The following is a 21,385-nucleotide window of genomic DNA, read 5'->3' as shown; positions in this document are numbered from 1 at the left end:
ATGGTACGGGATCGTTTCGCCCGATCCCACGAACCGCCGTGTGAAACCTCTTGTTTTCGCCCGTTCTTGTTGGCAAAGTGTTCGGGTACGCCCGGACCGCACCCCCAACCCGACGTGCTTCTGAGACTCTTCCAAGACAAGGAGTGGTTGCCGCATGGATTGGCGCCATCGGGCGGCTTGCCTGACCGAGGATCCCGAGCTGTTCTTCCCCGTCGGGAACACCGGTCCGGCCATCATGCAGATCGCGGAGGCGAAGAAGGTGTGCGCCCGCTGCGACGTGCGCGCCGAGTGCCTCCAGTGGGCTCTTGAGGCGGGACAGGACCACGGCGTCTGGGGCGGCCTGTCGGAGGACGAGCGCCGCGCCATGAAGCGCCGCAACGCCCGCGCCCGCAACCGCGGCTGACGCTCTCTTTCGTTCCCGCAGCACCCTTGTCGACGCCGAAACGGCAGACTGGTCGTGTGCCGCGCGACCGCTGGAACCTCGATCCGACCTCGCTGCGCGTGACCCTCGCCGTGCTCCGGTACGGCCCGATCTCGCGCGCCGAACTGGGACGCATGCTGGGGCTGTCCTCGGCCAGCCTGACCCGCATCACCGAGCCGCTGGTCCGCACGGGCCTGCTGATCGAGGGGACGCCGCGGCCGCGCTCCCCCGGCCGTCCGGCCCTGCCCCTGGAGATCGCCGCGAGCGCCGCCTCGTTCGTCGGGGTGAAGCTCACCCGGGACGCCGCGCACGGCGTCCTCACCGACCTCAAGGGCACGATCCTGCGGGCCGGCTCGACGCCGCTGGCGGACGCCTCCCCCGCCGCGGTGGTCGCCGCCGTGGGGGCGCTGGTCGTCGACCTGCGCGGCCGGCGCCGACCCCGCGCGCTCGGGGTGTCGCTGGGCGGGACTGTCGCCGCCGACGGGCTGGTGCGCAGCACCCACCTGCTCGGCTGGGACGAGCCGGTGGACCTGGCGGGCCTGCTGCGCGCCGAAACCGGGCTCGACGTGGTCATCGACAACGACGTGAACGCCTTCACCGTCGCCGAGCACTGGTTCGGCGTGGGCCGCGGCTGCGACGACTTCGCGGTCGTCACGCTCGGCGCCGGGGTCGGTCTGGGGCTGGTGGCGGGCGACGAACTGGTGCGCGGCCACGGCGGCGCCGCCGGCCTGGTCGGCCCGGTGCTGCTGGGCGGCGGCCGCCCCGCCATGGACGCCGCGGGCGTCCCGCTGCTCGTGGAGCGGGCCTCGGCCCTTCTGGGCCACGCCATCGCGGCCGCGGACCTACCCGCGCTCGCGGCCGACCACCCGGGGCTCGCCACCCTGCTGGACGATCTGGCCGACGCCGCCGGGCAACTCGCCGGGACGGTGTCGGCCGTGACGGCCCCGCGGCGGATCCTGCTCGCCGGGGAGGGTGCCGTGGTGCTCGCCGGCCGCGAGGAGCGGGTGGCCGCCCGGCTCGCCGAGATGAGCCCGCGCGACCTGCCCGTGCCCGAGCTGATCGTCGAGGCGGTCGGCGAGGCCGAGTGGGCCCGCGGCGCCGCGGCGCTGGCCATCCGCAGCCGGATGCGCGCGGCCTGACCTGTCCCGAGGCGCCGCGTGGCGGGGACGAGCGGCCGACGGCCCGAAGGTCAGTCCAGCGGGATGACGATCTTGGCGAGCGTGCCCTCGCCCTCGGGGCCGCGCTCCATCGCGAAGGTGCCCTCCAGGTCGGCCACCAGGGTGGTCACGATCGACAGCCCCAGGCTGTGCGACGAGCCGGGAGCGAAGTCGGGCGGCAGCGTCTCCCCGTCGTTGGCGACCTCGACGCTGAGGTAGCCCCCGCGCAGGTCCGCGGTCACCACCACGTGCCCGGGGCGATCGCCCAGGCCATGCTCCAGCGCGTTCTGGACCACCTCGGTGAACACCAGCGACAGGTTCGTGGCGACGTCGGCGGGGATGTTGCCGAACGAGCCGATGCGGGTCATCGTCACCTTGCTGCGGGACGTGGCCACGTCGCGCACCATGGTCATCAGCCGGTCCGCGACCTCGTCGAAGCTGACCGAGGTGTCGAAACCCTGGGACAGGATCTCGTGGACGACCGCGATGGCCGCGACGCGCTTCTGCGCGTCCGCGAGCGCGTTGGACGCCTCGGGCGACGTGGTGCGGCGGGCCTGCAGCCGCAGCAGCGCAGCCACCGTCTGCAGATTGTTCTTGACACGGTGGTGGATCTCCCGGATCGTCGCGTCCTTGGTGACGAGCTCGCGCTCGCGCGTGCGCAGGTCGGTGACGTCGCGGCAGGTGACGAACCAGCCGTCGGGCTCGCCGTCGCGCCACAGCGGCTGCGACCGCAGCCGCATGGCGCCGTCCATCGTCTCCAGTTCCATCTCGCGGACGCGGTGGTCCGACAGCAGCGGCGGGGCCATCTCCTCCACGGGCTCGCGCCGGCCGTGCTTGAACGAGTCCATGATCTCGGCGAGCCGGTCGCCCAGCAGATCACCGCCCCAGCCGAGCCGCCGGAAGGCGCTCATGGCGTTGGGGCTCGCGAACGCGACGACGCCGCCCGCGGTGACGCGCAGCGAGCCGTCGCCCACCCGCGGCGTCCCCCACGGCACGGGCTTGTCGCCGGGCGTGGGGAACCGGCCCTGGCGCATCATCTCCATGAGCACCATGGCGGTCTCCAGGTAGGTGTCCTCCAGCGCGCCCGGCGCCCGCACCCCCATCCGGTTGGTATGGACCTCGACCACGGCGATCGCCCGGCCGTCCCGCAGGATCGGGACGGCGTGCACGTCCACGGGGATGCCCGCGTGCAGCTTGTTGCCGCTGGTCTGGCTGACCTCCTGGGACAGGTAGGCCTCGATCACCAGGCTCTCGGGGTCGTAGGCGATGTCCTCGCCCACCACGTCGTCCTCCAGCGCGGTGGGACCGGTGGTGGGGCGGCACTGCGCGGCGGCCCAGAACACGTTGTCGTCCACGTCGGGGACCCACAGGATCAGGTCGCTGAACGCCAGGTCCGCGAGCATGTCCCACTGGTCGACCAGCCCCGCCAACCACAGGGTGTCGTTCGCCGACAGGTCGCTGTGTTCGGCGATCACCTCGGTCATCGAGAGCATGCTCTCCATGCTAGGGCCTCCCGGAGACGCCGTTCCCACCCCGCCCGGTTTGGAGCGCGGCGGGGGTGCGTGGCAGAATGGACCGTCGCGCCGCCCGGCGCCAACCGACGTGAGGAGATTCCCATGGGAAAGACCGGTCGCAAGCGCCGCGCTCGCCGCAAGGGCAAGGCGAACCACGGCAAGCGTCCCAACGCCTGAGCCGTACCCGGAACGACGAACCCCCGCGAGATCCTCGCGGGGGTTTCGTGTGTCGTGGGGCGGGTTCAGACCTCGCGGATCTCGATCCGGGTCACCTGCACGGCGTGGATCTGGGTGATGATGCGCAGCCGCAGCGACTCCGGCGCGTGCGAGGCGCACGAGCGCCGCACCAGGCGGCGGTAGGCCTCGATCAGGTCGGCGCCGTCGATGCAGTGCGCGCAGGCGTCCAGATGGAACCGCAGCTCGTCGGCCTCGGTCTCGCTCAGCTCCCCGTCCAGGAATTGCTGCACGCGCTCCTCGACGTAGGCGCAGTCGACGATCCTCGGATCAGGCATCGCGTCCCCCGTTCCGATCCCCATGGACGCCGCGTGCTCGGCCAGCATGCCGCGCAGCTGGGTGCGTCCGCGGTTGAGCCGCGACATCACGGTGCCGATCGGCGTCCCCATGATCTCGGCGATCTCCTTGTAGGAGAAGCCCTCGACGTCGGCCAGGTAGACCGCCATCCGGAAGTCGGGGGCCAGCTGCGCCATCGCGTCGGTCACGACGGAGTCGGGCATCCGGTCCAGGGCCTCCATCTCGGCCGAGCGCAGCCCCGTGGACGTGTGCTGCTCGGCGCGCGCGAGCTGCCAGTCCTCGACGTCCTCGCCGAACCCCTCCTTGGGGCGGCGCTGCTGCTTGCGGTAGGCGTTGATGTAGGTGTTGGTGAGGATCCGGTACAGCCACGCCTTGAGGTTGGTGCCCGGCTTGAACTGGTGGAAGGACTGGTAGGCCTTGGCGAAGGTGTCCTGCACGACGTCCTCGGCGTCGGCGGGGTTGCGCGCCATGCGCAGCGCCGCGCCGTAGAGCTGGTCCAGGTAGGGCAGCGCGTCGCGCTCGAAGCGGGCGGTGCGCTCCTCTTCGGTCTCCTGGGTGACGTCGATCGGTTCGTTCGCCGCGTCGGTCGTAGGGAGGTTCATCACGTACGAGAGTACCGGCGAACCCTCCCCGACGCGCGTTCCGCGCTCGGAGTCCGGGGTCAGTACGGTGCTTGCCACGCCCTTTCAACCAGGACGCCGGGGCGGGTATTCCCGACATCGGCGTCACAGACCGTGGTCTGTTCCCGCCCCGCGTGCGCCCGTGGTAGGAATGTCGCCATGAACCTATTGCGCGGAGTCGGTCGCCTGCTGCTGGGCGGCTTCTACATTGTCAACGGGGTCAAGTCGATCAAGGAGCCCGAGCGCTACGTCGCTCAGGTCGAGCCGGTCGCGGATCGGATCGTCCCGCTGGCCCGCAAGGCAGTCGGCCCCGACGCCGCCTCGTACGTGCCCGAGAACCCGGAGACGCTGGTCCGCATCAACGGCGCCCTGTCGCTGCTGGGCGGCCTGGGCATCGTCACCGGCATCGGCCGGCGCGCGGGCGGTGCGCTGGCGGCCGCGTCCATGCTGACGCAGGTGCTGGGGCAGCTCCCCGAGGGCGCCAGCGAGGTGGAGCGCGCCGAGCACAAGGTGGCCCGCCTGCGCGACCTGGCCCTGCTGGGCGCCGCCCTCATCGTGACCCAGGACACCGCCGGTCGCCCCAGCCTGGCGTGGCGGGCCGCGGACACTCGGCGCCGCCTGAGCGCCGAGACCGAGCGCGCGGCCAAGCTGGCCAAGCGGGACGCCAAGCACCTCGCCGGCGACGCCAAGCGGCAGGCCAAGCACGTCAAGAAGAGCATCGAGGGCGCGCTGTCGTGACACGGTGGACCGCCCCGACCGCGATGTCGCCGGTGTCGGGGACGGTGGTGGTCCCCGGATCGAAGTCCGCGACCGCCCGCGCGTACGTCCTCGCCGCGCTGGCGGACGGCCCGTCGCGGCTGACCGGCGTGCTGGACGCGCGCGACACGCGGCTGATGCGGGCCGCGCTGGAGGCCCTCGGCGTCGGATTCCGCGACGACCCCGACGGCACCGTCCTCGTCAGCCCGCCCGCGGCCTTCACCCCGGGCGCCGTCGAGGTCGGCCAGGCGGGCACCATCATGCGGTTCGTCCCTGCCCTGGCCGCGCTGGCGGACGGCACCACGACGTTCACCGGCGACCCGGAGGCCGAGGTGCGCCCCGTCGGGCCGCTGCTGGACGGCCTGGTGCAGGCGGGTGCCACGATCGACCACGGGGGCGCGATCCCGTTCACGGTGCACGGCACCGGCGCGGTGCCCGGCGGCGACGTGACCATCGACGCCTCGGGGTCGAGCCAGTTCGTCTCGGGGTTGCTGCTCGCCGGCGCCCGGTTCGAGCGCGGCCTCGACCTGCGCCACGTCGGCCCGCCCGTGCCGTCGCGGCCCCACATCCGGCTCACCCTGGCCATGCTCGCCGACCGCGGCGTGGACGCCGCCGAGACGGGGCCCGACACGTGGCACGTCGCCCCGGGGACGATCGCCGCCCGCGACGACGTCATCGAGCCCGACCTCGTCAACGCCGCCGTCTTCCTGGCGGCCGCGCCTGCCGCGGGCGGGTCCGTGACGGTGCCCTGGCCCTCCCACACCGTGCAGGCGTCCGGGGCGATCCTCGCGACGCTCGAGGCGCTGGGCGGCGTCGTGACGCGCACGCCGGGATCGGTCACCGTCACCGGGACGGGCGCCGTGAGCGGTGCCGACCTGGACCTGTCCGAGGCCAGCGAGCTCACCTGCATCGCGGCCGCCCTCCTCGCGCTGTCCCGCGACGGCGGGCGGATCCGCGGGGTCGGCCACATCCGCGGGCACGAAACCGACCGCCTCGCCGCGCTCGAGGCCGAACTCGGCGCCCGCGGGGCCGAGGTGCGGCAGACCGAGGACGGCCTGATCGTCGCCCCCGGCGCGCTGACCGGCGGCACGTGGCGCACCCACGCCGACCACCGGATGGCGCACGCCGGCGCGGTGCTGGGGCTCGCGGTCCCCGGCGTGGAGCTGGACGACGTCGGGGCGAGCACCAAGACGATGGCCGACTTCCCCGGGCTGTGGTCGGGGCTGGTCGGCGCATGAGCCGCCGCGGCATCACGCACGACGAGCACGAGGGGTACGGCCGCCCGCCCAAGCGGACGCGGCCGCGCACCAAGGACCGCCCGGACTACTCCAAGGCCGCGACGGGCCTGGTCATCACCGTCGACCGCGGCCGCTACACGGTGCAGCTCGAGGACGAGGGCACCGTGGTGCTGGCGGCCAAGGCGCGCCAGCTCGGGCGCAAGGGCGTGATCGTGGGCGAGCGCGTCCGGATCGTCGGGGACACCTCGGGCGACCCGGGGACGCTGGCGCGCATCGTGGAGGCGCTGCCGCGCGAGACGGTGCTGCGCCGCACCGCCGACGACGACGACGCCCACGAGCGGCCGATCGTCGCGAACGCCGACCAGCTCGCCATCGTCACCGCGCTGGCGGACCCGCCGCCGCGAATGGGGATGATCGACCGCATCCTCGTGGCCGGTTTCGACGCGGGCCTGGCGCCCCTGCTGGTGCTGACCAAGGCCGACCTGGCCTCCCCCGACGCCCTGCTCGCCGCCTACGCCGGCCTCGACGTCACGGCCGTGGTCGTGCAGCCGGGCGCCGACCTGGACCGGCTGCGCGAACTGCTCGCGGGGCACCGCACCGTCTTCGTCGGGCACTCCGGCGTCGGCAAGTCCACGCTGGTCAACGCGCTCATCCCCGACGCCGACCGGGCCACCGGACACGTCAACGAGGTGACCGGACGCGGGCGCCACACCTCCACCTCGGCGATCGCGCTGGAGCTGCCCGCCCCCGGCGGCTGGGTGATCGACACCCCCGGCGTCCGGAGCTTCGGGCTCTCGCACGTGACCACCGAGTCGATCCTCGCCGCCTTCGACGATCTGGCCGCGATCACGCAGGACTGCCCGCGGGCTGCCGACACGATTCCACGGCTCCGGAGTGCGCCCTGGACGAGGCCGTCGAGCGCGGCGAGCTGCGCCCCGAGCGGCTGGAGTCGTTCCGCCGGATGGAGAAGGTGTGGACCAGCCCCGCCTCATGGGAGTAGCGCACCGGCTGCCCTAGGGTGAAGCCATGCCCGATCCCAGCTACGTCGACGACGTCCGGCTCGCCCACGTCCTGGCCGACACCGCGGACGCGCTCACGCTCGCCCGCTTCAAGTCCCAGGACCTCCAGGTCAGCGCCAAGCCGGACCTGACCGAGGTGACCGACGCCGACCTGGCGGTCGAGGACGCCATCCGCGCCACCCTCAAGCGGGCGCGCGCCCGCGACGCGGTGCACGGCGAGGAGCGCGCGGACACCGGGTACGGTCCCCGGCGCTGGGTCATCGACCCGATCGACGGGACGCGCAACTTCGTCCGCGGCGTCCCGGTGTGGGCGACGCTGATCGCCCTCATGGACGGCGACGAGGTGGTGGTCGGGCTGGTGTCCGCGCCGGCGCTGCAGCGCCGCTGGTGGGCGTCCAAGGGCAACGGCGCGTTCACGGGCAAGACCCTGCTGAACGCCAGCCGGATGCAGGTCAGCAGCGTCTCCGCGGTGGAGAACGCGTCGCTGTCCTACAGCTCGATCGGCGGCTGGGTGTCGTCGGGACGCGGCCAGGAGTTCGTCGACCTGCTGCGCGACGCCTGGCGCACGCGCGCCTACGGCGACTTCTGGAGCTACATGCTGCTGGCGGAGGGCGCGGTGGACATCGCCTCCGAGCCCGACCTGGCGCTGCACGACATGGCGGCCCTCGACGTCATCGTCCGGGAGGCCGGCGGCGAGTTCAGCAACCTCGACGGGGTGCGCGGGCCGGTCGGTCCCGGCGCCCTGGCCACCAACGGCCTGCTGCACGACGACGTCGTCGCCCGGCTGGCCCCCATGGAGCCCACCGAGCGCCTCGACCTGGACGACTGAGCGTCCCGCCGACCCGTCCGGGACCCGACGACGGGCATCCCCGGACGGCAGCGCCCGCAACGACGCCGCGCCCGGTCCCTGGAGGGGCCGGGCGCGAGCCATGTCTGAGCGGGGTCAGTGCACCTCGACGCGGATGGTCTCGGGCATCGAGCGCAGCGCGTCGATCGCGGCCGGGTCCAGCTCGCCGGCGATGTCGAGCACCACGTAGCCGACCTGGCCCTTGGTGGCCAGGGTCTGGCCCACGATGTTCGTGCCGTAGCCGGCCAGCAGCGTGTTGATCGAGGCGAGGACGCCCGGCACGTTCTGGTGCAGGTGCGTGATCCGGCGGCCGTCGCCGCGGTGCGCCTGCACCGGCGGCAGGTTGACCGACAGCACCGTCGAGCCGGACTCCACGTAGTCGGCGAGCTTGCCGGCCACGAAAGAGCCGATGTTCTGCTGGGCCTCCTCGGTCGAGCCGGCCACGTGCGGGGTCAGGATGACGTTCGGCGTGCCGCGCAGCGGGTTGGTGAACTCCTGGCCGTTCTTCTTCGGCTCGGTCTCGAACACGTCCACGGCCGCGCCGGCCACGTGCCCGGAATCCAGGGCGTCCTTCAGGGCGGCGGTGTCGACGACGAAGCCGCGCGACAGGTTGAGGAACAGCGAGCGGGGCCGCATCTGCGCGAACTGCTCGGCGCCGAAGAAGCCGCGGTTGGCGGGGCGGCCGTCGACGTGCAGCGAGATGGTCTCCGCCTCGGCCAGCAACTCCTCGAGGCTGCCGCTGCGGCGGGCGTTGCCCAGGGCGAGCTTGTCCACGATGTCGTAGAAGTACACCTGCATGCCCAGCGATTCGGCCACCACCGACAACTGGCTGCCGATGTTGCCGTAGCCGACTAGGCCGAGCGACCGGCCGCGGATCTCGTGGCTGCCCTTGGCGGACTTGACCCACTCCCCGGCGTGCATCTTGGCGTTGTGGTCGGTGAGGTGCCGCGCCATCGCGATGATCTCCCCGATGGCCAACTCCACCACCGAGCGGGTGTTGCTGTAGGGCGCGTTGAAGACGGCGATGCCGCGCCGCGTGGCCTCGTCCAGGGCGATCTGGTTGGTGCCGATGCAGAAGGCGCCCACGGCCTTGAGCGAGTCTGCCTCGGCCAGGACGCGCGGCGTCAGGTGGGTGTTGGAACGGATGCCCAGGACGTCGACGCCCTGCAACGCCTCGATGAGGTCGTCCTCCCCCAGGGCACCGGGCATGGTCACGACGTCGAACCCGCGCTCCGTCAGGAGCCGGACGCCGTTGGTATGGATGTTCTCGAGCAGAAGCGCCTTCACCCGGAGGATTCTAGGGGCGCGCCCTGAACCTGGGGATCGCGGCCACCAGTCGGGCGGTGTAGGCGTCCTGGGGGTGCTCGAACATCCGCCGCGTCGGGCCCGCCTCGACGATGCGGCCGGCGTTCATGACGATCGCGTCGCCGCACACGTGCCGCACCACACCCAGGTCGTGGCTGACGAAGATGAGGGTGAGGCCGAGGTCGTCCACGAGCCGCATCAGCAGGTTGAGCACCTGCGCCCGGACCGACACGTCGAGCGCGGAGACGGCCTCGTCGGCGATGAGCACGTCCGGGGCGGGGGCGAGCGCCCGGGCGATCGCGATCCGCTGCCGCTGCCCTCCGGAGAACTCGTGCGGGTACCGCTCGCCGGCCTCCGGCGGCAGGCCCACCTCCGCCAGCACCTGCAGGACGCGGCGGGTGCGGTCGACCTCGCCCAGTTCGGCCCGCACGATGGGGCTGACGAGGGGCTCGGCGACGATGTCGCGGACCCGCATCCGTGGGTCCAGCGACGCGCGGGGGTCCTGGAACACCATCTGGACCCGCGATCGCAGGAATCCCAGCCCCGCTCGGGCACGCCGGTGACGGGGCGCCCTGCGAAGCGCACCTCGCCCGAGGTCGGCCTGTCGAGGGCCGCCATCAGACGGACCAGCGTCGACTTGCCCGACCCCGACTCCCCCACGATGCCGAGCCGCTGCCCCGCCGCCACGTCGAGGCTGACCCCGTCCAGGGCGACCACCCGGTTGCGTCCGCTGCCGTAGACCCGGGTCAGCTCCCGGACCTCGAAGAGGCTCATCGGGCGCTCCGGGCGGCGTCGGTCACGGTGGGCAGCGGCGTCCCGGGCTCGAGGAGGTCGAGCCGGCCGGCGCCCACCAGGCCGGCGGTGTAGGGGTGCGTGGGGCGGGCGAACACCTGCTCGGCGGGCCCGCGCTCCACGATCCGGCCCTCGAGCATCACGGCCACCTCCGAGCAGAGCTGCGACACGACCGCCAGGTCGTGGCTGATGAACAGGCAGGAGGCGCCCGCGGCGTCCAGCACCCCGTCGAGGACCTGCAGGACGCGTTCCTGCACGGTGACGTCCAGGGCCGTGGTCGGCTCGTCGCACAGCACGACGGCGGGGCGGTTGATGAGGGCCATCGCCGTCACGACGCGCTGCCGCTGGCCACCCGAGAGCTGGTGGGGATAGCTGTCGGCGATGCGCTGCGGGTCGTCGAAGCCGACGGCGGCGAGCATGTCCCACACGGCCTGGCGCGCGCGTCCGGCGTCCCGGTCGCGGTGCAGCCGGAAGGCCTCGGCGACCTGGCGGCCGGCGGTCATCGTCGGGTCGAGCGCCGTCATGGGTTCCTGGAAGATCATCCCGAGCCGGTCGCCGCGCAGCTTCGCCATGGCGCGATCGCCCAGGCCGACGATTTCGGTGTCGCCGAGCCTGATCGAGCCGGTGACGCGGGCGTTCTCGGGCAGCAGCCCCATGATCGCGAGCGCGGTCACGGTCTTGCCCGAGCCGGACTCACCGACCAGGCCCAGGCGACCGCCCGGCTCCAGATCGAACTCCACCCCGGTGACGACCGGCGGGCGGCGTCCGAAGGCGATCGTGAGGTCGCGCACGCTCAGGCGGCTCATGCCACCTCCCGCAGCTTGGGGTCCAGCAGGTCGCGCAGCCCGTCCCCGACGAGGTTGAAGCCCAGGACAGTGCCGGCGATCGCCAGCCCGGGCCACAGGGCCTGGATCGGGTGTCCGAACAGGTAGGTCTGGGCGTCGCCGAGCATCCGCCCCCACGAGGGCACCGTGCTGGGCGTGCCGAGGCCCAGGTAGCTCAGCGCAGCCTCGGCGAGGATGGCCAGCGCGAAGCTCACCGAGACCTGGACGCCGATCAGCGGGGAGATGTTGGGCAGCACGTGCCGCACGGCGGTGCGCACCGCCGTGGTGCCGGACGCCTTCGCCGCCAGCACGTAGTCCGAGGCCAGCACGCTCACCGCGCCGGCGCGGGCGACCCGGATGAACGCGGGGACCGAGGCGACGCCGATGGCGAGCATCGCCGTCTCGGTGGACGCCCCGAAGACGCCGGCGAGCAGGATGGCCAGCAGCAGGGCCGGGAAGGCGTAGGCGATGTCGGTGATCCGGAGCACGATCTCGGCGGCCCAGCGGGGCAGGAAGGCCGCGAGCAGGCCCACCGGCACCCCGACGAGCGCGGCGACGCCGACGGCGATCACCCCCACGTAGAGGGCGGACCGCGCGCCCACGAGGATCCGGCTGAACGTGTCGATGCCCATGTGGTCGCTGCCGAGGATGTGCGGCCAGCCCGGCGGCTGCAGCGGCGTGGTCGAGTTGACCAGCGTGGGGCTGAAGGGCGTCCAGATGTACGACAGCAGCGCCATCGCGACGACGAGGCCGACGAGCGCGAGCCCGACGCGCAGTTCGAGGCGCTTCATGCCCGGTCCCCCTCGCGCAGCCGGGGGTCGATCACCGCGTACAGCATGTCGATCAGCCCGTTGATCACCAGGACGGTGGCCACGAGCACCATGACGATGCCGCGCACGATGATCAGGTCGAAGCCCGCCACCGCGTCGAGCATCAGGCTCCCCAGGCCGGGCAGGACGAACACGCGCTCGATGACGACCGCCCCGACGATCAGCGAGGCGAGTTGCAGCCCGATGACCGTGACCAGCGACAGCGCGGCGTTGCGGACGCCGTGGCGCCACAGCGCCGCCCCGCGCGTCCAGCCGATCGACCGCGCGGTGCGGTAGTAGTCCTCCCCCAGCACGTCCAGGAACGACGACCGCACGTAGCGCACCAGGACGGCCGCCTGCACCAGCCCGAGCGCGATCACCGGGAGCGCCAGGTGCGCCGCCCACGCGGCCGGGTCCCGGGTGAACGGCACGTAGCCGTTGGCGGGCAGCCAGCGCAGTTGGACGGCGAACGCCACCACGAGCAGGATGCCCGCCCAGAACGCGGGGATCGCCATCCCGATCTGCGAGGCGGCCGAGACCGCGAACCCCGGCCACTGCCGCCGCTTCAGGGCGGCCAGCGCACCGAGCGGCAGGGCGATGACCACGGCCACGAGCAGGCCCCCGCCCACCAGGAAGGCCGTGACGGCGGCGCGGGGGGCGATCAGGGACACGACCGGCAGTTTGGAGTACCACGACCGCCCGAAGTCGCCGGTCAGCACGCCGACGACCCACTCCTCGTACTGCACGCGGAACGGGCGGTCGAGCCCCAGCTCGGCGCGCTTGGCCGCCAGCTGCTCCGGAGAGGCGCCGTCGCCCAGCATCACCCGCGCGATGTCGCCGGGCAGTTCCTGGGTGATCCAGAAGATCACCCAGGAGGCCACCGCGAGGCTGACCAGCAGGATGGCCAGCCGGAGCAGGAGCCGGAGGAACAGACGGAGCGCCACGCTCGGGCCCTCAGGCCCTCGCGATGGTGGTGGTGTCGAACGACAGCGACTGGGCGTCCGTGGGCACCCCGGTGATGCCCGGCTTGGTGATGACCAGGTTGGGCAGCGCGAACAGCCACACGGCCGCGGCGTCCTGGGCCAGCAGTTCGGAGGCCTGCTTCATGCCGCTGACGTACTCATCGACCGTGCCCTGGTCGGCGGTGGTGACCAGGCTGTCGAACTGCGGGTTGTGGTAGCGCCAGTAGTAGTTCGGGTTGGCGAAGCTGCTCAGGTCGCGCGCCTCGACGTGCGCCACGATGGTGAGGTCGTAGTCGGCGCGGTCGTAGACCGTCTCGCGCCAGCGCGCCGGGAACTGCAGTTCCTCGACCTGCACCGTGATCCCGACCTGCTGGAGCTGCGCGGCGATGAACTGGGCCGCCTTCGTCGCGTACGGCAGCGCGGCCGGCTTGAGCCGCAGCGTCAGGTTCGTGGCCCCGGCCTCGGCGAGCAGCGCGCGGGCCTTGTCGGGGTCGTAGGGGAACAGCGTGGAGAGGTCCTCGTAGTACGGATCGGTGGGCACCGTCATGGAGCCCAGCACGACGCCGTGGCCGCCCCAGGTGGTGTTCACCAGGGCCTTCTTGTCGATCGCCATCGTGATCGCCTGCCGGACGCGGACGTCCTTCAGCGCCGGGTTGCCGGTGCCCGCCGGCACGTTGGGGTCGGTCGGGTCGCCGCCGTTGTTCACGCCCATGACGACCTCACCGTTGGTGGTGCCCTCGAGCACCGTGAAGCGGCTCGGGTCGCTGAACTGCGCGAGCGCCTCGGGCGCCTGCAGGTTCGAGATGATGTCCAGCTGATCCGACAGCATGGAGGCGTTCATCGCGTTGGGGTCCTTGAAGTAGCGGAACGTCACCTCGTCGAACCGGCTCGGCGTGCCCCAGTAGGAGGGCGCCTTGGTCAGGGAGATGCTGTCGCCCGGCGTCCAGCGGTCGAGCGTCAGCGGACCCGATCCCGCCGTGGCGGTGGTGGCCTCGTCGAAGCCCGCCGGGTTGATGACGATGCCGGCCGTGGACGCCATCTCGTAGAGCCAGTTCACGCTCGGCCGCGACAGGCTGACCTCGAGGGTGTCCTCGTCGACGACGTTGGTGCCGGCCACGATGCTCATCACGGTCTTGAGCTTGGCCGCGACCTGCTGGGTCTTGATGCGGTCGATGTTCTTCGCCACGGCGTCCGCGGTCACCGGGGTGCCGTCGGAGAACTTGGCGGCGTGGTTGAGCTGGAAGGTGTAGGTGAGCCGGTCGGGCGAGACGTCCCACGCCTGGGCGAGCAGCGGCCGCAGCTGGCCCTGGGAGTCGACCTTCACCAGCGTCTCGTAGACGTTGTAGAGCATCACCTGGGAGCCCGCGACGGCGGCGTCCGCGGTCGGGTCGAGCGACGTCGGCTCGGCGGTGGCTCCGATGACCAGGGTGCGCGCCGAGGCCTGGGGCTCCGGCGAGCCTGTCTGGCCCCCGCCGGGGGTGCAGGCACTCAGCAGCACGGCGATGGTCGCCACGAGCGCCACGACCGCCCGACGCGCGTAACGGTCCCGCTTGGTGTTCGTGCTCACTCGCCCTCCAGAAGTCGCCGCCCTGAGCGTCGCTCAGCTTACTGCACCCCCAGCGAACGCCGATTTGGGCCCACCGGGAAGCTGGGCTATAGTTGATCCCACGACGCGGGGTGGAGCAGCTCGGTAGCTCGCTAGGCTCATAACCTAGAGGTCGCAGGTTCAAATCCTGTCCCGCTACCACCGGAACCGGGAGCCGAACATCGGCTCCCGGTTTTTTCGTGCGCCCCGGCAAGCACCGACCTCCCTCTGAACATCGTTATCACGTAGGGTGGGCACGATCGGATCGGGGGTCAGGAGGGTCGAGGATGCAGCGCAGGTCGGCGTCCGTCCGCTGCCGCCGGACCGCGTCCGCGCGAACGGGCCGGGCTGCCGCCGGACTCGCGCTCAGCGCTCTGCTCGGCGTCCTGTTCGCGCCCTTCGCGGCCGCGCTGCCGTCGCCCCCCGCCCCCGCTCGGCCCTCACCCGCCCCACCGCGGGGCGGGACCACGGCCCCGCCGCGCGGCCGCATCAGCCGGGCCGCCCCACAGCCGCACCCGGGCCCGGCATCCGGGCGGGCGGCACGCAGGCCGTCGGGGCGCCCTGGCCCCTCATCGCCATCCGGTCGCCCGGCGGAGCGCCGGCGCCGGGCCGCTACCTGGTGGACTTCGAGGTGTGCTCCACCAGCCCCGGGACGTCGCTGCAGTGCGTCACCGCCTCCGATCACCTGTCGGCCGCCGAGCGCACCGTCGTCGGAACGTCGGACCTGCTGCGGCGCACGGTCCACCTGCCGCCGGGTCGCTACAACCAGGTGCGCGTCGACGCGTCGGTGACCCCGCTCGACTCTGGGGCGACCCCCACACGGCCCGCCGCCGTCCGTGCCGTGTGGACCAACGCCTGGAGCGACAACGACGGCACGCCGCGCGACCGCGTCCTGACCTTCGTGGAAGTTCCCAGCCCCGGCGCGACCCCCACGCCCGACCCGACGACCGCGCGCCCCACAAGCCCGACGACGCGCCCCAGCCAGGAGCCCGACGCCCCGAGCGTGGTCCCGTCGGCACCCGCGGCCACCCCGACCGCCTCGTCTGAGGTCGCACCCGCCACCCCGGCTGCCGCGCCCCTCACCCCGGCAGCCGCACCCGCCGGCCCGGACGCCGCGTCACCCACCGCCGAAGCTTCGCCGGCGCCGCCCAGCGGTAGTCCGCCGCGTCACCCACCCCGGCGCCGGTCCCCGACCCGACGAGCGCGCACCCGACCGCGGCCCCGCCCTCGGGATCGACCGCGGCTCCCCCGCCCCCGCGCCCGGGACGCCGTCCCCCGCGGCCGAGCCGTCGCTGGTCACCCGGGTGCTCGACGCCCCGGCCACGGCGATCGCGGCCGGGGGCGTCCTGGTCGCCGCGATCATGGTGGCGGCCGCACCCCCGAGCCTCGGCGGCCGGCGCCGCTGAACCGCCCCGTCGGCGTTGGCCCGGTGTGCTTGGATGGGCCGCGTGACACCGCCCGCCGAGCTGACCTACGCCCTCCACGAACACACCCTGCCCAACGGGCTGCGCGTGATCGTCAACCCCGAGCACCACGCCCCCGTCGTCGCCGTGAACCTCTGGTACGGCGTCGGGTCGCGCGACGAGGAGCCGGGCAGCACCGGGCTGGCGCACCTGTTCGAGCACGTCATGTTCCAGGGCTCGGAGAACGTCGCCTCCGGCGAGCACTTCGACCGGCTGCAGGCGGCCGGCGCCACGGGGAACGCCACCACGTGGTTCGACCGCACCAACTACTTCGAGGCCGTCCCGACCGGCGCGCTGGAACTCGCCCTGTGGCTCGAGGCCGACCGGATGGGCCACCTGCTGCCCGCGCTCACCCAGGCGAACCTCGACACCCAGCGTGAGGTCGTCAAGGAGGAGAAGCGGCAGCGCTACGACAACGCGCCCTACGGCGACACCATCGAGCGGCTGCTCGGGCTGGCGTTCCCGGCCGATCACCCGTACGGACACACCGTCATCGGGTCGATGGACGACCTGGACGCCGCGACGCTCGCCGACACCCACGCGTTCTTCACCCGGTGGTACTCCCCGCGAACGCCGTCCTGACCCTCAGCGGCGACGTCGCCCCCGACCACGGCCTCGCGCTCGCCGAACGCTACTTCGGCGGCCTCGCCGCGCAGGTGCACCCGGCCCGCCGCGTCGCGGATCCGCTGCCGCCGACCACCGGCGTCCCCCGGGACCGGGCGACGGGCGCCGTCCCGGCGGCCCAGCTCTACCTGCAGTGGCGCACGCCGGCGCGGCACCACCCGGACGCCGACGCGGTCGAGTTGGCGCTGTCGATCCTCGGCGGCAGCGAGACTTCGCGGCTCTACCGACGGCTGGTGCGCGAGTCCGACCTCGCCTCGGCCGCCGGAGCTGGGGCGCTCCCGCTGGCCACCGGCAACTCGCTGGGCCACGTGTTCGCGCGGGCGCACGCCGGGGTCGAGCTTGAGCAGCTCGAGGATGCGGTCCTCACCGACATCGCCCGGCTGGCCCAGGACGGGCCCACCCCGCAGGAACTCCACCGCGCCAAGGTCCAGTTCGAGCGGGAGTGGCTCTCGGAGGCCGCCCGCCTGGAGTCCCGCGCCGACCTGATCAGCGCGCACGCGATGCTCGACGACGACCCCGGACGCCTGAACCGCCGCGTCCTCGAGATGGCCGCGGTGGACGCCGACGCCGTGCAGAACGCCGCCGCGACCTGGCTGCGGCCCGAGGACCGGGCCGCGCTGGAGTACCGCCCCGACCCGAAGGGAACCACCGCGCCGTGACCACGCTCCCCCGTCCCGCCATCGCCCCGGCGCCCGCCTGGACCTTCCCCGCCGCCGAGCGCGCCGCGCTGGCCAACGGCGCGGAGGTCGCCGTCTACCCGCTGCCCGGCCAGTACGTCGCCTCCGTCGGCGTCCTGCTCGACGCGCCGCTGTCGTCGGAGCCCGCCGGGCGCGAGGGGGTGGCGACCGTCACCTCCGCCGCCCTCATCGAGGGCACCGCCGACCACCCGGGCGGCTCCTTCGCCGAGGCCATCGAGGACGAGGGGGCGGTCCTGGGCGGTGGCGTCGACTTCTCGACCACCCAGGTGCTCCTCGACGTGCCCGTGTCGCACCTGACCCGGGCGCTCCCGCTGCTCGCCGAGGCGGTGATCTCCCCCGCGCTGACCGATGCGGCCGTGGCGCGCCACGCCGCCCAGCTCGCCGCCGGACTGGACCAGCAGCTCGCGACCGGCCCCGGCATCGCCGCCCGCGCGCTGCGCGCCGCGCTGCTCGATCCCGCCTCGCGGGAGTCGCGTCCGCGCTCGGGCGACCCGGCGTCGGTGCGCGCCCTCACCGGGGCGGACGCGCGCGCCCACCACGCCCGGACGGCCGGACCGCGGGGCGCCCTGATCGTCGTGGCCGGCGACGTGGCGCCGTCGGTGCTGGCCGACGTGGAGGCCGCCTTCGGCTCGTGGGCCAACCCGGCCCAGGTGACGGGCGAGCACACGCGGCCGCGGTCGGCGCGACCCGCCGCGATCATCATCGACCGCCCGGGTGCGGTCCAGGCCGACCTCAGGTTGGGGTGGGCCACGATCGACCGGTCCGATCCGCGCTGGACCGACCTCCAGATCGCCACCAACGCCCTCGGCGGGGCCTACCTGAGCCGGCTGAACAAGGTGCTGCGCGAGGAGCGCGGCTTCACCTACGGGATCAGCCTGGTCAACGGACCGATGCGGCACGGTGGCCTCAGCTACGCCCAGGGCGCCTTCCGCACCGAGGTCGTCGGGGACGCCCTCGCGCTGGCCCGCGAACTGCTGACGCTGGACGCCGCGCCCATCACCCCCGACGAGGTGGCCCGGGCCCGGGACTACCTCACCGGCACCACGCCGCTGCGGTTCGCCACGGCGGCGGGGGTCACCGGGGGCGTGCTCTCGCTGGCGGGCGCCGGGCTACCGGCGAGCTTCGTGGCCGAGCAGGTCGCGGGGTACGCCCGGGCGACGCCCGAGCGCGCCACGGCCGTCGCCGCGGAGTTGCTCGACCCCGACGCCGCGACCCTGGTGCTCGTCGGGGACGCCGACGCGCTCGTCGACCAGGTGAGCCGCGCGGGCTACGACGCCGAGGTCCGTCCCGCCCCGTGATGCGCGAAACGGGGGCCGGCTCACACCGGCCCCCGTTCGCGTCCCCGGGTCAGTCGTCGTCGCGACCCCCGATCACCGGCCCATCTGCTTGAGGGCGTCGGCCAGGGCGGCCTTCGCCTCGTTGGTCTTGGCCTGGTAGGCCGCGAGGTCGCCGTTGCGCAGGGCGGCCTCGGCCTCGGTGAAGGCCTGCTCCGCCTTCTGCATGGCGGCGACCGCCGCCGCCTCGTCGACCGGCCCGCCCGGCCCGGGGGCCGGAGGCGTCGGCGTGCCCGGCGTGGGCGGCGATGAGCCGCCCTGCCCGGCGGGGAGCTCGCCGGTGTCCGCGCCCGCGTCGCCGGCGAACACCTTGTCCAGCGCCTCCTGCAGCGTGTTGCCGATGCCGACGTGCTCGCCGAAGCGGACCACGACGAACGTCAGGGCCGGGTAGGCGCCCGCGTTGCCGCTGCGCTCGGTGTAGATCGGCTCGACGTAGAGCAGGCCGTTGCCCATCGGCAGCGTCAGGAGGTTGCCGTACTTGATGGACGCCGCCCCCCGGTTCTGCTGGTAGGGCAGCAGTTCCGCGGCCACGGCGGTGTTCTGCGTGATGGCGTTCTGGGTCTGGCCGGGGCCGTCGATCTGCTGGGTGTCCGACATCCGCAGGATCCGGAGCTTGCCGTAGTCCGAGGACGCCGCGTCCGCGTTCACCGCGAGGTAGGCCGACAGGTTCTGCCGGCTGCGCGGCACGAACACCGCGGTCTGGCTGAAGGTCGGCGCGTCGTCGCCCGGCCACTTGATCGACAGGTAGTAGCTAGGCTCCTTGGTGCGGTCGTTGCCCTGCACCGGGTCGATCGGCACCTCCCAGACGTCCGTGCCGTTGTACCAGACGCGGGGGTCGGACACGTGGTAGCGACCCAGGAGTTCGCGCTGCACCTTGAACAGGTCCTCGGGGTAGCGCAGGTGCTCCAGCAGGTCGGGGCTGATCTCGTTCTTGGGCGTCACGGTGCCGGGGAACGCCGCCGAGAACGTGCGCAGCAGCGGGTCGGCCTCGTCCCAGGCGTACAGCTTGACCGTCCCGTCGTAGGCGTCCACGACGGCCTTGACCGAGTTGCGGATGTAGTTGATCGGCTGGTCGATCTGGCCGCCGAGCACCGAGCTCTGGGTGTCGGAGGTCGCCTGGCTCAGCTGCACGCGCTGGCTGTTGGGGTACGTGCTGGACGTGGTGTAGCCGTCCACGATCCAGACCAGTCGACCGTCCACGATGGCCGGGTACAGGTTCTGGTCGACGGTCAGCCACGGCGCGACCTTCTCCACACGCTGCTTGGGCGTCCGGTCGTACAGGATCTTGGACTCGCTGTTGACGCGGTCGGACAGCAGGATGTTCAGGTCGGCGAACCGGGTGCTGAACAGCAGCCGGCCCCACAGGTTGCCCATCGGGACGCCGCCGGCGCCGTCGTACTCGTTGTACTGCTCGCCGCCGCCCTGCGCGCCGCCGGGGGTGTCGAGCTCGATGGGCGCCTGGCCCTCGGCGCGCCCCACGATCGCGAAGTTGTTCGACTTCTCGCCGAAGTAGATCCGCGACTGGCTCTCCTCGATCTCCCCCACCGGCGGGATGTCGCGGGTGACCCAGACCGGCTCACCGTTGCCCTGGCGCCGGTTGCCGTAGGCCGACACGAAGCCGTGGCCGTGGGTGTAGACGGTGTGGAGGTTGTTCCAGTTGCGGTCGGGGATGCCCTCCTCGCTGAGCTCGCGCGCGGCCACCACGACGTCGGTCTCCTGACCGTCGATGGTGTAGCGGTCGATGTCGAGGATCTCGGGGAAGGAGTAGTAACCGCGGACCTGCTGCAGCTGCTCGAACGCCGGGCCGACGACCTGGGGGTCCATCAGGCGGATGCCGGGCAGCGCCGCGGCGTCCTCCTTGAGCTGGCCGGGCGCGACGTGCGTGACGGCCGCGTAGTCCTCGATCTGGGTGCCCGCGATCCCGTAGGCATCCTTGGTCGCCGCCAGGTGCGCCTGGATGTAGTCGTGCTCGCGGTCGGGCTCGTTGGGCTTGACCTGGAACGTCTGCACGACCATCGGGTAGATCATCCCGAGGATGAGGCTGGTGACCAGCATGAGCACGACGCCGGCCGCGGGCACGATCGTCTTGTTGAGGAACGCGTTGGCGACGAACAGCGCGGCGACGATGAACGAAATCACCGCAAGCACGAGCTGGGCGGTCATGCGCGCCTGGCCGTCGGTGTACTGCAGGCCGGTGAACAGCGATCCCTGCTCCAGCAGCAGCCCGTAGCGGTCGACGAGGCTCTGCAGGCCGAACACCACGAGGATGAGCGCACCCATCAGGGACAGATGCACCAGCGCGCCGCGCGCGTTGCCCGTGGCCCGGCGCTCGCGGCCGAAACCGATGTTGCCCACCGCGAAGTGGACCGCGGCGGCGGCGATCAGCCCGAACACCAGGCCGCTCATCAGCAGCGAGAGCGCCAGCCGGATCACCGGGTAGTCGAGCATGTAGAAGGTCGTGTCGAGGCCGAAGTAGGGGTCGACGACGCCGGACGGCTGCCGGTTCAGCCAGGCGAGCACCGGCATCACCTGGGTCGACATCGACATGCCCGCCATGGCGCCGAACACCGCCGCGGGGATCAGGACGGCGGGGACGCGGTTGGACTCCAGCAGGTCGCGGTAGCGGTCGAGCACCGCCGACACCCCGCGCGTCCGGGTCTTCGGGCGGAGCCGGATCGCGGCCGCCATGTTGCCGCCGATGAGGCCACCCACCACCAGGGCCGCCACGACGAACAGCGCGATGTGGGTCACCAGTTGGGTGGTGAAGACGCCGGTGAAGCCCGTGAAGTCGAACCAGAGTTTCTCGGTCCAGACGGCGGCGAACACCAGGAACAACCCGATGGCGACGGCGAGGATCACCGCCGTCATCAACAGCGGACTACGGCG

The 21,385-nt window shown here is 72.8% G+C and carries 17 protein-coding genes, 1 tRNA gene and 3 pseudogenes; 11 read left to right on the top strand and 10 right to left on the bottom strand.

Annotated elements, in window-relative coordinates; all coding sequences use genetic code 11:
* Window positions 1-154: 154 nt before the first annotated feature.
* Complete coding sequence (locus G7070_RS14800) at window positions 155-403, top strand: WhiB family transcriptional regulator (RefSeq protein WP_166234374.1); 249 nt, start codon at window positions 155-157, stop codon at window positions 401-403.
* Window positions 404-459: 56 nt separating this feature from the next.
* Window positions 460-1,560, top strand: coding sequence for an ROK family transcriptional regulator (locus G7070_RS14795; protein WP_166234373.1), 1,101 nt, complete (start codon window positions 460-462; stop codon window positions 1,558-1,560).
* A 50-nt stretch (window positions 1,561-1,610) separates the two neighbouring features.
* Here the strand turns inward: G7070_RS14795 and G7070_RS14790 are convergent, their stop codons facing one another.
* Complete coding sequence (locus tag G7070_RS14790; protein WP_166234372.1) at window positions 1,611-3,071, bottom strand: sensor histidine kinase; 1,461 nt, start codon at window positions 3,069-3,071, stop codon at window positions 1,611-1,613.
* A gap of 123 nt (window positions 3,072-3,194) precedes the next feature.
* Between G7070_RS14790 and G7070_RS20025 the strand changes: the two genes are divergently transcribed.
* Window positions 3,195-3,269, top strand: coding sequence for a 50S ribosomal protein bL37 (locus tag G7070_RS20025; protein ID WP_431977957.1), 75 nt, complete (start codon window positions 3,195-3,197; stop codon window positions 3,267-3,269).
* Window positions 3,270-3,334: 65 nt separating this feature from the next.
* Here the strand turns inward: G7070_RS20025 and rsrA are convergent, their stop codons facing one another.
* Window positions 3,335-3,604 (bottom strand): mycothiol system anti-sigma-R factor, encoded by a 270-nt coding sequence (gene rsrA, locus G7070_RS18980; protein ID WP_246228034.1) that lies wholly within the window; start codon window positions 3,602-3,604, stop codon window positions 3,335-3,337.
* Window positions 3,605-3,616: 12 nt separating this feature from the next.
* Window positions 3,617-4,225 (bottom strand): annotated as a pseudogene (locus tag G7070_RS14785) (sigma-70 family RNA polymerase sigma factor); the annotation flags it as partial.
* Window positions 4,226-4,402: 177 nt separating this feature from the next.
* Between G7070_RS14785 and G7070_RS14780 the strand changes: the two are divergent.
* From G7070_RS14780 to G7070_RS14765, 4 genes and pseudogenes are all read left to right on the top strand, one after another.
* Window positions 4,403-4,981, top strand: coding sequence for a DoxX family membrane protein (locus tag G7070_RS14780; protein WP_166234370.1), 579 nt, complete (start codon window positions 4,403-4,405; stop codon window positions 4,979-4,981).
* A 23-nt stretch (window positions 4,982-5,004) separates the two neighbouring features.
* Window positions 5,005-6,237 carry a 3-phosphoshikimate 1-carboxyvinyltransferase gene (gene aroA / locus G7070_RS14775; RefSeq protein ID WP_166235360.1) on the top strand — a complete coding sequence of 411 codons (1,233 nt, stop codon included), beginning with the start codon at window positions 5,005-5,007 and terminating at the stop codon, window positions 6,235-6,237.
* Window positions 6,234-7,237, top strand: a pseudogene (rsgA, locus tag G7070_RS14770) (ribosome small subunit-dependent GTPase A). The gene aroA and the pseudogene rsgA overlap by 4 nt, the downstream one beginning before the upstream one ends.
* Window positions 7,238-7,263: 26 nt before the next feature.
* Window positions 7,264-8,085: an inositol monophosphatase family protein gene (locus G7070_RS14765; protein WP_166234369.1), complete on the top strand. Its 822-nt coding sequence runs from the start codon at window positions 7,264-7,266 to the stop codon at window positions 8,083-8,085.
* A gap of 114 nt (window positions 8,086-8,199) precedes the next feature.
* Here G7070_RS14765 and serA read toward each other — a convergent pair whose 3' ends face one another.
* The 6 genes and pseudogenes from serA to G7070_RS14730 all read right to left on the bottom strand — a co-directional run bounded on the left by serA (window position 8,200) and on the right by G7070_RS14730 (window position 14,362).
* Window positions 8,200-9,390, bottom strand: coding sequence for a phosphoglycerate dehydrogenase (serA, locus tag G7070_RS14760; RefSeq protein ID WP_166234368.1), 1,191 nt, complete (start codon window positions 9,388-9,390; stop codon window positions 8,200-8,202).
* 10 nt (window positions 9,391-9,400) lie between these two features.
* A pseudogene (locus G7070_RS14750) lies at window positions 9,401-10,182 on the bottom strand (ABC transporter ATP-binding protein).
* Window positions 10,179-11,006 (bottom strand): ABC transporter ATP-binding protein, encoded by an 828-nt coding sequence (locus G7070_RS14745; protein ID WP_166234365.1) that lies wholly within the window; start codon window positions 11,004-11,006, stop codon window positions 10,179-10,181. The pseudogene G7070_RS14750 and the gene G7070_RS14745 overlap by 4 nt, the downstream one beginning before the upstream one ends.
* Window positions 11,003-11,815, bottom strand: a complete 813-nt coding sequence (locus tag G7070_RS14740) for an ABC transporter permease (RefSeq protein ID WP_166234364.1) — start codon at window positions 11,813-11,815, stop codon at window positions 11,003-11,005. Before G7070_RS14740 ends, G7070_RS14745 begins: the two co-directional genes overlap by 4 nt.
* On the bottom strand, window positions 11,812-12,777 hold the full coding sequence (locus tag G7070_RS14735) for an ABC transporter permease (RefSeq protein WP_246227145.1): 966 nt from the start codon (window positions 12,775-12,777) through the stop codon (window positions 11,812-11,814). Before G7070_RS14735 ends, G7070_RS14740 begins: the two co-directional genes overlap by 4 nt.
* Window positions 12,778-12,787: 10 nt before the next feature.
* Window positions 12,788-14,362 (bottom strand): ABC transporter substrate-binding protein, encoded by a 1,575-nt coding sequence (locus G7070_RS14730; RefSeq protein ID WP_166234363.1) that lies wholly within the window; start codon window positions 14,360-14,362, stop codon window positions 12,788-12,790.
* A 104-nt stretch (window positions 14,363-14,466) separates the two neighbouring features.
* Between G7070_RS14730 and G7070_RS14725 the strand changes: the two genes are divergently transcribed.
* The 4 genes from G7070_RS14725 (at window position 14,467) to G7070_RS14715 (ending at window position 18,463) form a co-directional block, all read left to right on the top strand.
* Window positions 14,467-14,542: transfer RNA gene (locus tag G7070_RS14725), tRNA-Met, on the top strand.
* 1,286 nt (window positions 14,543-15,828) lie between these two features.
* Complete coding sequence (locus G7070_RS18975) at window positions 15,829-16,425, top strand: M16 family metallopeptidase (RefSeq protein ID WP_246227144.1); 597 nt, start codon at window positions 15,829-15,831, stop codon at window positions 16,423-16,425.
* Complete coding sequence (locus G7070_RS18970; protein ID WP_246227143.1) at window positions 16,398-17,126, top strand: M16 family metallopeptidase; 729 nt, start codon at window positions 16,398-16,400, stop codon at window positions 17,124-17,126. Before G7070_RS18975 ends, G7070_RS18970 begins: the two co-directional genes overlap by 28 nt.
* Window positions 17,123-18,463, top strand: a complete 1,341-nt coding sequence (locus tag G7070_RS14715; RefSeq protein ID WP_166234362.1) for a M16 family metallopeptidase — start codon at window positions 17,123-17,125, stop codon at window positions 18,461-18,463. Before G7070_RS18970 ends, G7070_RS14715 begins: the two co-directional genes overlap by 4 nt.
* A 72-nt stretch (window positions 18,464-18,535) precedes the next feature.
* Here the strand turns inward: G7070_RS14715 and G7070_RS14710 are convergent, their stop codons facing one another.
* Window positions 18,536-21,367, bottom strand: coding sequence for a UPF0182 family membrane protein (locus tag G7070_RS14710; protein ID WP_166234361.1), 2,832 nt, complete (start codon window positions 21,365-21,367; stop codon window positions 18,536-18,538).
* Window positions 21,368-21,385 lie beyond the last annotated feature (18 nt).

Source organism: Propioniciclava coleopterorum (assembly GCF_011393335.1).
GTDB lineage: Bacteria > Actinomycetota > Actinomycetes > Propionibacteriales > Propionibacteriaceae > Propioniciclava > Propioniciclava coleopterorum.
The sequence above is the reverse complement of the archived record's forward strand: the minus strand, read 5'-3'. Positions and strand labels throughout refer to the sequence as shown.